8 protein-coding genes are annotated in these 11,488 nt (G+C 44.9%); 3 read left to right on the top strand and 5 right to left on the bottom strand.

The genetic code is table 11. The features are described from left to right. A partial coding sequence (locus Q0668_RS10495) for a UDP binding domain-containing protein (RefSeq protein ID WP_298863959.1) occupies window positions 1–503 on the top strand: 503 nt, incomplete at its 5' end. Between the two features lie 73 nt (window positions 504–576). Here the strand turns inward: Q0668_RS10495 and Q0668_RS10490 are convergent. Continuing rightward, a complete protein-coding gene (locus Q0668_RS10490; RefSeq protein ID WP_298863957.1) occupies window positions 577–1,143 on the bottom strand; it encodes a DUF1802 family protein in 567 nt (188 codons plus the stop codon). 31 nt (window positions 1,144–1,174) lie between these two features. After that, entirely contained in the window at window positions 1,175–3,124 is a 1,950-nt protein-coding gene (locus Q0668_RS10485) for a VCBS repeat-containing protein (RefSeq protein WP_298863955.1), read from the bottom strand. Between the two features lie 151 nt (window positions 3,125–3,275). On the opposite strand from Q0668_RS10485, the gene Q0668_RS10480 reads away from it, so the two are divergent. Then, a complete protein-coding gene (locus Q0668_RS10480; protein WP_298863953.1) occupies window positions 3,276–4,835 on the top strand; it encodes a TrkH family potassium uptake protein in 1,560 nt (519 codons plus the stop codon). A 67-nt stretch (window positions 4,836–4,902) separates the two neighbouring features. Here the strand turns inward: Q0668_RS10480 and Q0668_RS10475 are convergent, their stop codons facing one another. Then, the gene (locus Q0668_RS10475; RefSeq protein WP_298863952.1) at window positions 4,903–5,880 is read right to left on the bottom strand and encodes a ThuA domain-containing protein; all 978 of its coding nucleotides are present in this window, start codon (window positions 5,878–5,880) and stop codon (window positions 4,903–4,905) included. A gap of 221 nt (window positions 5,881–6,101) precedes the next feature. On the opposite strand from Q0668_RS10475, the gene Q0668_RS10470 reads away from it, so the two are divergent. Next, window positions 6,102–7,316, top strand: coding sequence for an SGNH/GDSL hydrolase family protein (locus tag Q0668_RS10470; RefSeq protein ID WP_298863950.1), 1,215 nt, complete (start codon window positions 6,102–6,104; stop codon window positions 7,314–7,316). A 6-nt stretch (window positions 7,317–7,322) separates the two neighbouring features. Here the strand turns inward: Q0668_RS10470 and Q0668_RS10465 are convergent, their stop codons facing one another. Beyond that, entirely contained in the window at window positions 7,323–9,719 is a 2,397-nt protein-coding gene (locus tag Q0668_RS10465) for a hypothetical protein (RefSeq protein ID WP_298863948.1), read from the bottom strand. A 94-nt stretch (window positions 9,720–9,813) separates the two neighbouring features. Beyond that, entirely contained in the window at window positions 9,814–11,280 is a 1,467-nt protein-coding gene (locus Q0668_RS10460) for a serine/threonine-protein kinase (protein ID WP_298863946.1), read from the bottom strand. Window positions 11,281–11,488 lie beyond the last annotated feature (208 nt).

Below are 11,488 nucleotides of genomic sequence, written 5' to 3'. Positions count from 1 at the left end.
TCCCCATCGATCCGTTCTATCTAAGCTGGCTGGCCCGTAAGGAAGGTTTGACGACACGCTTCATCGAGTTAGCGGGAGAAGTGAATACCAGAATGCCACGTTATGTGATTGATCGATTGGCGGAATTTCTCAATGATCAGTCGAAGCCACTTAAAGGAAGTAAAATTTGCATGCTGGGAGTTGCCTACAAAAAAGATGTTGACGATCCTCGCGAGAGCCCTTCTTTCCACTTGCTGGACTTGCTCCGCGAGCGGGGTGTAGAATTTACTTACAATGACCCGCACATCCCCAGTCTCCCCAAGATGCGGCATCATAATGTTCCAGCGATGGAAAGCCAGGAGTTGACACCTGAGTTTTTGGCGCAACAAGATTGTGTGCTGATTGCCACGGACCATAGTGCCTATGACTACGACTTTATCGTTAAAAATTCGAGTATGATCCTCGATACACGAAACGCGACGAAAGAGGTCACTCAAGGTCGGGAAAAAATCTACAAAGCTTAAGCGAGAGATCCAACTCCACAGCCCGATTTTTTTGAATCGGGCTGTTTTTATTTCAGCCTGTTGTTTGATGAGATCAGGAAACCAGTTGTTCAAACGCTTCCCGTTGCTGTTGGAATTGTTCGTCGGTGAGTAATGGAGTCAGATTGCTGGTCGGATATTTTTCGGATAGTTCAACCCAGGTTCGACAGCCGGCATAACGTGTTTCGTTTTCGACTTCAAATGATTGAGCCAAACTGTAAGCACGAACGAGTAATACAAATAGTCCCGGATTTTTATATTCAAATCGGTTTTGGATGGTCTCTCGATTCAAAACTTGAATGGAATTCAGACCCGGAAGCGCTGATGGTTCATAGATTTCCAGAACATTCTCAACAACAGCATAGAGTGCCAACATGATTTTACTCGATGCAGGTTCTATGGCAATCGGTGCATTGAGTAAATCGCTGTACTCGGGCTGTAACTGATCTGCCTCTTGATGAAATCGTGTCGGAAAGAGCCAGAATTCACGATGATCCACTCGAAATCCTTCTTGTCCTTCGTGAATGCCTCCTTTTCGGACAAGAACTGATTGTACGCCCTGCCCTAAAGCAGCGCAAACTGCGCCCCACTCTTTAAACGCCATTTGATTCTGTGTCAGCATCGGTTTACCTGGTCTTTTAAAGGCTACTCGATCACTTATTCTGCGAACGTGGATTTTTCATCCAATATAGATATCCGTCTTCGGCTCCAACAATCAAATCGCGGATTCCATCTTGATCCCAGTCGACAGTACAAGGACTGCTTGTATGGCCGCCCAGTGTTCGTTTGCTAATGGGCCCCTGATTCTTTAAGACGATTTTTCCATCAACCGTTTTTTCATTGCGGTAGAAATCAGCATTCCTACTATTCACAAGCAGATCCAATCGACCATCGCCGTCCCAGTCAACCACATGTAGTTTATAGCGACCGCTACCTCCGGCACGTTTCGGATTCATTCGAATCGGCCTAAGGGACTCATCCACAAAGATTCGTTTGCCCGGTAATAATTTGAATTCATTACCCACACAAATCCGTTCAAAAAATGCAAGATATCCTTCATGGTCCAGCATCACTAAATCTGTAAGACCATCCTGATTATAGTCGATGGCAACAGGTGTTGTTCTCCATTGAGTGACCAACTGATTACCCCGCGGATTCCACCAGTTCCAGGCAGGCTTGGGAACAACTCCCTCCCATTCCACATTCACCTTCTGGGCTGAAGCCAGCTTTGGTTCCTGCCGAGTCCCTATATTCTGATACCAGAGAATTTCTCCCCATATGGAATTCACTAGTAGATCGGGAAGTCCATCCTGATTCCAATCTGCCACGGTTAGCGTCGTATAACCCCACTTTGCTTCACAGGGACCTTGAATGGAACCGTTGGGCCCAGCTTGAATGCGAATAGGTTGTCCGGCTGCTTTGAGATACCGCGGCGCGGCCAGCTTCAGTGTGCAGTCATCCCCATCCAAACTTTCGATAAAACCAATATAGCCCGCGGTGTTTCCACAAATTAGATCTTCGTCTCCATCTCCATCCCAGTCATATGCATAAGGAGTTACCAGCGCACCAAACTTAACACCTGCCGCTTTTTGACGGAAATAACGCGGCGGGAGAAACTGAGGAAGACCTCCTATTAATTCCCCCGTATTCTCCATGAAAGCGACGCGACCATCTTCATCGCCAATTATGAAATCGGTATCGCCATCCTGATCCCAGTCAATCGCCGAAGGTACAATCATCTGCAGATCCATCTGCAAAGGTCGCCCATTACGGGATAAGCGACGACCGGCTACATAGAGAGGTTTGGCTCGTGTTCCTGTATTTTCAAAATAAGTCAATTGGTCAAGAAATTCGCCGCAGATCAAATCTAAATCACCATCGTGATCGAAGTCAGCGAAATTGGGACAAGGCCAACCAAAAACTTCAAGAGGCTGATCTCCAATCTGAATTTTGGTCGGTTTGGAATACTTTGGTTTTTTATCCGTACCCAAATTTTTCAAGACATACACGAAGCCATGAAGTGGCCCGTTGGTCCATTGTCCCTGTTCGTTGAAGGCGTCGTCCCATCCATAGTCTCCCCAGTCACCGACTCCAACGATGAGATCGTGATCTTTATCACCATCATAGTCGAGATAATACCATTGATTTCCACGGACTTTTGTACCATGCACATTTCGCTCAACGGGTAAAGAAACCAGTTTGTCAAAACCATTCTTTTTAAAATCGACAACCTCGCGCCCTGAAACTAAAACGCGTGGTGTTCCATCTACATACGAAAGACATGTATTATGGTATCCTTTCCCGAGTCGAACGCCCGGCTCAAAGACAGGCATCTTTTCTTTGCCATCCGACCGATTTTCGAAAAAATACGTTCCATTCGATGGTTTGTCCGGACAGGAAACCAGTAAATCCAGATCGCCATCATTATCATAATCCACGGGTAGTGGCCAGGCCCACAAGCCCACTCCCAGGTCAACTTCCAGTTGTGAATTGTTATAAGTCAGCTGCTCTAACTCTTCAGCCGAGATTGAACCAATTCCTGAAAACATCAAGCTGAAACAGCATAGCGGAAAAACAATTCGAAACAGATGTTGAGTGAGCATAATTGAATTTTCTAAAACGGAATGAGAGCTATCGTTCAAAAAGAAGAGACGTGCTATAATCTCAAATAATAATGAATTAAGATATTTAACTCTAATGGTCTGGAAAATTCCAGTAGTTCAAATCAGTACTGAATCAATAAGTTGAAATTTAATGAACTGGTTACTTCTTTGTCGTTTATTGGGTCTTGTGGGAATGCTTGTCGGGGTTTCCATGGTCTTCAGCCTGCCCTGGGCATTTCCTATATTTGGTGAAACCACCGAATTTGAATTTGCCGGCTTCTGGGGCATTTGCGGTGCCATTGCCTGTAGTCTGATCTCCGGTTCATTTCTGTATTTTCTGGGACGCAATGAATTCGGCACGATCTTACGAAAAGAAGCATTGGCGATTGTCGGTTTGAGCTGGATTTATTCTGGAATTCTTGGCTGCCTCCCTTTTCTTTTTTCAGGTTCGATGGTGGCGTCTGATGTTCCTATGACAATTCCCGATGCCCTGTTTGAATCGATTTCCGGATTTACTACAACGGGTGCTTCTGTGTTACGAGAACTGGAAGACCCTGTACTGGTACCCCGCTGTGTTCTCTTCTGGAGAAGTTTCACTCACTGCCTGGGAGGCATGGGGATCATCGTATTGTTCGTCGCAATTTTAAGCCATCTAGGCGCAGGTGGGAAAGCGTTGATGAAACGTGAAGTCCCTGGTCCTACCAGTGATGCAGTTCGACCGCGCGTTCGGGAATCGGCGATTGTCATGTGGAGTATTTATGTCACTTTCACATTAGTTCTGGCAATGATCCTCTGGCTGGAAGGGATGAGTGTATTTGATGCGTTTTGTCACAGCTTTGGTTCCATGGCAACGGGTGGTTTCAGCACGCACAATCAAAGTATCGGATACTTCAACAGCCCGCTCATCGAATTTACGATCGCCATTTTTATGATCGCCGCCGGCACTAATTTTGCGTTGTATTTTCTTTCATTAAGAAATCTTCGTTCGCAGGATCACTCATGGAAACATTTCATCGCTCCCCTTCGAAATGATATCGAGTTTCGCATTTATCTGGTTATTTTAGGGTCTGCCATTCTGTTTCTGACATACAATTTAATGAGTAATCATATTTACAATAATCCTGCCGATGCCCTGCGTTATGCCGGCTTCCAGGCCGTTTCCATCATGACCACCACTGGATATGGAACCGGAAACTACGACACCTGGAATGAATCTTCGAAGATGTTATTGCTCTTACTCATGTTTGTCGGCGGTTGTGCCGGCTCTACCGCAGGTGGAATTAAAGTCATTCGATTTGTGCTGTTTGGCAAAATCATCTGGCGTGAAATCGAAAAATCATTTCGCCCTAATGTGGTCCGCCCAATCCGCATTGGAGTCACTAATATTGAGCAAGACATTCGAAACGATATTACCGTATATTTCAGCCTGGTGTTGGTCATATTCATATTCAGTAGTCTTCTGCTAACTGCGATAGAGCCAAATACAGAATGGCAGACACATAAACCTGAGAAATTAATCGACTGTACGAGTGCCGTTGTAGCAACCCTGAATAATATCGGCCCGGGCGTTGGAGAATTAGGCCCAACAGAAAATTATGCCGACTTTTCCCTTGCTGGTAAATTCCTGTTAACCATTCTGATGCTATTAGGAAGACTTGAGCTGTTTGCCATTCTGGTATTGTTCGTGCCCTCCTTCTGGAAAAACTATTGACGCAAAAAAAGAGCACGTCCTGAAGCAGGCGCATGCTCTTTAACTATTCGTTAATCTGGATTTTCCGTTAAAATTGTTCTGGCTTTTGATTCGTTTTATATTTTTGGGGACCTGTTCCGGAATTATTAGGTTCATACTTTCCAACCAGATCTGCTTTAGCACCTTCGGTGGGAATTTTGTCTTCCATACCCAGTGACCACAAAATTCCATTGAGGGATAACTTTCGCACACTCGGATCTTTGAAATCAAACGGATGTGCGGTTGTTGTGAAAAAAACACGTCCTTTTTTTCCATCTGCACCTGCATAAGTTTTGGTCCAGGCAACAGGATTGCTCAGCGGAAATTTCTCAAGATTTCCTTTCTGCTCATGACCCGATTTGAGCGAATGTCCGGTTAAAAGTGGCTTACTGTCACCGGCCAATTTGTGTCCGTCACTCCCGCCTTGCACATGATATAACCATGAATAGGTTTTGTACGGCTTCACACCTCTTAATATCGGATGATCCTTGGTGGCATCATCGATCGTGACTTTTGTCAGATGTTCGTGCCCATCACCAAAATGACCATGATGTGTGATCCATTTTTGGCCAACGAGTTCCGCAATTTTTTTGTTATTCCAGTCTCGATAGGGGCTTTTCGAATCCCGAAAGAGAAAGGCATGAGTTGCAGTCCGAAACCCCACAATCGGTTTTCCCGTCTTGACATAATTCAAAAAATGTTGAAATTGCTCGGGAGGCAGATCCCGATATCGAGTAAACAACACCATCAGATCTGCATCTTCGAGTACTTCCAATCCACTGATCGATTTTTGATTCCCTGGTGCAATATTTCCGTCTTGATCCAATGAATAACAGACCGTCACTTTGAAGCCATAATCCCGCTTCAGTATTTTCGCCAGCATAGGCATGGATTCCTCAGAACGGTATTCATCATCGCCGGTCACGAAAACGACATGCGGTTTCTCTGCGGCTTCAGCTTCAACGGCAATCGTTGTTCCCAGCATTAAAAAGGAAGAACACATCAAGAGATAAGAGAACGGTTTCATGAATACTCCTGCCAACCCTGAGGACTTCTATCTGTATGAAGTTTGACAATGAACTTCGATTCTGCCTCCATCGTATCGGATCAAGGGGCCCTAAATCAATTGTTGAACAGGAGAACTCTTGACCTGTCTCCATAGAATCTGCATGCTGGTAGTATTAGAGATCTGCCAAGATCCCTTCACACATCGTTTTTCAACTTCTTTTATAAGAGATTATCAGCAGCATGAAGAACTACGTCCTGAAAACATACCTGATATTTTGTTTCCTTTTGATCGGTCTGCTTGCATTTCAGACAGATTTAAATGCCGAAAATCCGTTGAAAATCCTCGCCGTTTCTGAAAAACATATTCACAAGCGAGGTAGTTATCAGAATAGTAAGCAGAAATTTGTAACTGAAAAATCAGGTCACGTTGCTTTTCTGGGTGGTTCGATTACTGAGATGAAAGGATACCGCCCGATGGTTTGTCAATTTCTGGAAAAAACGTTTCCTGAAACCAAATTCCAGTTTACGAATGCGGGCATCTCTTCTACTTGTTCCAACACTGGTGCTTTTCGTACGAATCGAGATGTATTGAGCCAAGGACCCGTCGATCTGTTTTTTGTAGAATTTGCTGTGAATGATGATCAGGACGCCAGACATTCTGGTACATCTGCTATCCGGGGAATGGAAGGAGTGATTGCACAAATCCGTCATTACAATCCTTATGCAGATATTGTCATGGTTCACTTTGTGAATCCTTCTATGCTGGAAACGATCCAGCAGAAAAAGAAGCCGCTTTCCAGTTCCAGCCACGAACGAGTTGCCCGGCATTATGATATTTCGACCATTGATTTAGCCAGTGAAGTCGCGCGACTCATTCAAGAAAAACAATTGACCTGGAAACAATTCGGTGGAACTCACCCGGCGCCGTTTGGAAATGCCATTTGTGCCGCGATGATTGAAAAACTGCTCACCAAATCCTGGCAGGAAACAGGCTCTCGAACGAAACACGGTTCTCCAGAAAAACCTCTCGATCCATACAGTTTTCAAAATGGTCGGCTGATTGATGTCAAGAATGCAAAATCAGACTCAGACTGGATTATTGAGGTTCCAAAATGGGACACGATTACCGGAAGTAAACGAAGTCGCTTCACCAGCATTCCCATGCTGTGTGCAACGAAAGCAGGAGCTGAAACGGAGCTCGCTTTTAACGGGACAGCACTAGGCGTCTTTATTGTTGCTGGTCCTGATGCGGGGATACTGGAAGTAAGCATCGACGGAGGGCCATTTCAACCATTCGATCTTTATCACCATTACAGCAAAGGCCTGCATTATCCACGCTCGGTTGTATTTAACAGCGAGTTGAAACCGGGCAAGCATCAAGCAAAAATTCGCGTAAGTAAGAAATCTTCCAGCAAAGGTCATGCGGCTCGGATTATGTATTTCGTTGGCAACTGATTCAGGCTAAAAGAAATCCAGTCGAACATCAAACAATTTCTGCCGATCACCTCGATTGCGAAAATCGTCCAACATGGCTTTCATGTCTGGTCGTAGAAAATCATTGAATTTTCGCTTGCCATCTATGCGAACCATAAGACGCTTTTCATAATCCACAAGTTCTGGGGAGAGCCACAAGGTGTTGATTTTGCCTCCAGACTTTACATAAATGACGTTGCCCACCTTGATGCTGACATTGAAATGAGACGGCCTGGCCTGGATGCGTTTTTTTCCGTTTACAACTTTCGTCTGAATGATCTTAGCAGGAAATTTTTCGGTACGTGCCCAGTAAAAACGATTGTCCATCGGACGCAGAATTTTTTCTTCGATCTCTTTTGGATATTTTAAACGCTGCTGCAATTCCATCCAGTCAAACAGGTTGTGAATTTCTTCATAGTAATTCTCATAACCACGTCCTTTATACTCAGCATAAATTACATCATAGCCATGCCGCATCATGCGATTCACGACCAGTGAATTGTGCTCTAGTGTATCACGATCGAGTTCGCCTCCCACAATATACCAGGACAGATGCTTTGCATTCTCCCAGTAGTGCAGATTAAACGCGCTCGTTTTCCCTGTAATGGGTATCACACCGGCAAATAAACCAGGATGTGACATGCCTATGTCGAAAGCAGCATCCCCCCCCGTGCCATGCCCGGCAAGAAAAACGCGATCGGAATCGACATTAAAGCGTTTTCGGACATCGCGGAGTGATTGAATCACAGCATAATGAGCCGTTTCGTTATCGTAATACGCCTCTTGTCCTTTTTGAAGATACTCCGGAGCAATCACAATATAACCCCTACGTTGCGATTGGCCGGGACCATTTTTGTACTTACCCCACCAGTTCAATTCGGATTTTGCGCTCATGTGAGAAGGACGCAGCGCCACGATCATCGGATAACTATGATGCGGATTATATTCAATCGGCAGTAAAACCGAATAGGAGACAGGAACTTCCGCCCCTTCATCAGTCACCTGAATTGAAAATACCTCATCATTCTTCCTTACGGGAGCATCCAGTATCGGAGGCAATAGCGGAATCATTTGCTTTACTACCTGGGTCGAAACACCTTCCAGTTTTTCAAGGTCCTCAATCAAAAAATCACTCTGTTGTTTGTCCTCGTTACGCAAGTACTCCAGTACCTGTGCTCTTGCTGTCCAGAAATTTAATGCAGTATCCAAATCGGTGACAACATGAGCAGAACCTAGAATCCAACCCGAATAAGCCATCGCCAATTTCTCTTGAACAGAGAGTGAATCATCACCTTCCAGATTCAGGAAGGCGGACAGACGATCAATGGATTCAATGTCGAGTTGATTGATAATTTCCCGACGATAGGCCTGTAGTAGATTCTTTTTTTTCTGGTCTTTCATTTCCGCTTCCAGCTCACCCAAACGGAATAATGCTTTCTCTACTTGATCATTGCGTGAGAGATAATCTTCTTCTATTTCACGTATCTGTCTGAGAATTGCCTGACTCACATTTTTTGTAGGAAACTTTGTAATCGCCACCTGAGCCAGTCGATGCTGTCCTGCCTTGCGACGCTGTTGCAATTCATCAAGGAGCTGCTGGCTATGCAGCGATCGTAAATCTTTCACATATGCAGCAATTTTCTCTTTGTACTCCGGGAAATCCCTTTCGATGTCAGCAAATGCTTGAGCAGCGGGAATATACAAGCCCGCTTGAATGTAAAACCGCGCCACGGAGATTCGCTCATTGGGGTTCAATGGATCAATGGCATTCTTTAACATAGCAGCCAGTATTTCTTCTTTCACAGAAGTGGTCCGCAGCCCCAGTTCCCATTGCTGTTTTAAACCGATCACTTTCAGATAAGAAGGAGTAATCTCTGTCACTCCCTGAAGCAAAGCTAAAGCACCTTTGCTGGTTTTGAGAGTTACAGTGCGACGTCCATATTTGTCAAAGTCAGTCACATCACTGAAAGATCCCACTTCTTTCAACATATGATTGCGACTGCGCGTCTGTTGTTTCAGAAGGAATGTTTCTAGCCGGGATAGTTCCTGATCATTGTTGAATCTAACCATTAATCTACTGGGAACAAAGTACCGAATGATTCCATTATCGATCATCGTAATCGGTGCTTTTGGATCCGGATCTTCAGGGCCTTTTCCCTGAAGTTTTGCAGCCAGGGCATCTGTCAGACCGAGAATCGGGGCTAGCTCACCCTGAATAATGGTGCCATTTTTCAGCTCCACTTCCCCTGCTCTGGAGAGATTTACGGAAAATACGCACAAGCCTGCCAGGAGAAAGAACACCAACCAGCGAGAGTGGGCTCTATTCAAAAGGAAGTTTGAGCGACGATAGCAGGAAACAGATTCAGGAAATAATCGTACAGTCATACTGATTTCATCGACATACTGACTGTCAGAATTTGAGAAATATAAAGCCCCTTTGATTTACCTACGTATCTGGAATCCGTTCAGTGGTAAAAATTCAGGATAAATTCAATTTTTCAGCAATCCAGCGCCATAATTCCGGAACAAACAGAACAGCGAGGTAACCTATTCCGATTATGACTCCCAGATAAATAATCAGTGAGATCCAGCCCCAAGTGCCTTCCGCCAGATTTTTGAAAAACCGTCGGCGATGCCTGCGATCGTAATCACGGCTGATTTCTTTAATTTTATCTTCCATGTTCATGGCACGCGCATCTGCTTTATCTTTGATCGTGCGTACCTGCATCACGGAATCAAACTCGGGACATTGTGCCAGTGAAATAAATTTGCCTTCCGCCGTTCGCTTGACCTTAGCGGATGTATTAATCACCCCGGCTTTCACCCCCTGTTTGATTTGAGCAACAGTCATTTTACTGACCATCTCTTTTCCGGCTGCATTCTGATGCTGTATAAACCAGACTCGCTTTTCGACCACTTCTTTAGATTGACCCGCAGACTGTGCCGCATCTTTAGCAGAAGAAACCTCATGACCGCTACTCCGCTTCTGAGGAGGGACTGAGGAGACCTTACTTTTGCCTTTTCGGCGTACCCTTGAACTACTGGCTGCATCTACGGAATCGATAAAGCTGAGCGTGGGTGAATCCAGTTCCATGTCTTCCAGTAATGTCATGATTTCTGCACAATTTTTGAATCGATGATCCGGATTTTTGGCCATCATTTTCTCGATCAGTAAATCGAGTTTTTCTGGAACTTCCGAATTGAGTTTCCGAACGGGCTCAAATTTTCCCGATTCCTTTTTCATGATCAGTTCGAGTGCTGTATCGCCACTGAAAGGAAACTTGCCTGTGAGAAAGTTGTAATATGTTCCCCCTAATGCATAAATGTCAGTCCGGTGATCAACGTGTTTTGCGTTTCGTGCTTGTTCGGGAGGCATATACAAGGGCGTTCCCAGCCCGGTGCCACTTTGGGTCATAGAGTTATCTTCATCGACGGCTTTGGCTAATCCGAGGTCAGCCACTTTGACAACTCCTTTGCTTGTGACCAGAATATTATCTGGCTTAATGTCACGGTGGATGAGCTTCGTTTCATGCGCATGCGAAAGTGCATCTAAACAGGCGAGAATGATAAGCGTGGCATCCCCAATAGAAAGTGTTTTCAGTTCATTCATCCAATCCTGCATGCTTTTTCCATCGATATATTCAATGGCTACATAATGGAATCCATGAGATTCCCCTACAGCATAACAGCGGACGACGTTTGGATGATCCAGCTTGGCCATCGCTTTGGCTTCGCGATAAAACCGTTCCACAAAACTAGGATCGTTAGCGAACTTTTTTTTCAGTGTTTTGATCGCGACCTTACGATCCAGGCTCTCCTGTTCTGCCAGATAGACATCGCCCATGCCACCGGCTCCCAGTTTACGTTTCAGCCTGAATTCCCCTAAATGGGTAATCTTGTTAGTAGAGGTTGCCCCTTTGGGGGAGGGCGTTTCTGGTGAAGACATTGATCCATTCTCCTGATAAGCCCGCAGATATAAACCATGAATAAATAAAAAAATGGCAATAAATTCTGCAGAAGGCAGGAAGATGAAACGACGAAATCTCGCGGATAGAAATGAATTTACACTGCTCCCCTCCCCAACCAAACCTGCTATCACCCAGTATAAACAGAACTAGTGCAAATAGCTATAAATTCCTGTGAATCAAAAGAAG

The sequence above is a fragment of the uncultured Gimesia sp. genome (genome assembly GCF_937910335.1).
GTDB lineage: Bacteria > Planctomycetota > Planctomycetia > Planctomycetales > Planctomycetaceae > Gimesia.
Note: the sequence above shows the minus strand (reverse complement) of the source record. Positions and strands in the feature narration are given on the sequence as shown.

Excerpts from the sequence above, each read along its gene's own strand:
- Q0668_RS10465 (WP_298863948.1), bottom strand. The coding sequence starts at position 9,719 with ATGACTGTACGATTATTTCCTGAATCTGTTTCCTGCTATCGTCGCTCA.
- Q0668_RS10460 (WP_298863946.1), bottom strand. The coding sequence starts at position 11,280 with ATGTCTTCACCAGAAACGCCCTCCCCCAAAGGGGCAACCTCTACTAAC.
- Q0668_RS10485 (WP_298863955.1), bottom strand. The coding sequence starts at position 3,124 with ATGCTCACTCAACATCTGTTTCGAATTGTTTTTCCGCTATGCTGTTTC.
- Q0668_RS10490 (WP_298863957.1), bottom strand. The coding sequence starts at position 1,143 with ATGCTGACACAGAATCAAATGGCGTTTAAAGAGTGGGGCGCAGTTTGC.
- Q0668_RS10475 (WP_298863952.1), bottom strand. The coding sequence starts at position 5,880 with ATGAAACCGTTCTCTTATCTCTTGATGTGTTCTTCCTTTTTAATGCTG.
- Q0668_RS10480 (WP_298863953.1), top strand. The coding sequence starts at position 3,276 with ATGAACTGGTTACTTCTTTGTCGTTTATTGGGTCTTGTGGGAATGCTT.
- Q0668_RS10470 (WP_298863950.1), top strand. The coding sequence starts at position 6,102 with ATGAAGAACTACGTCCTGAAAACATACCTGATATTTTGTTTCCTTTTG.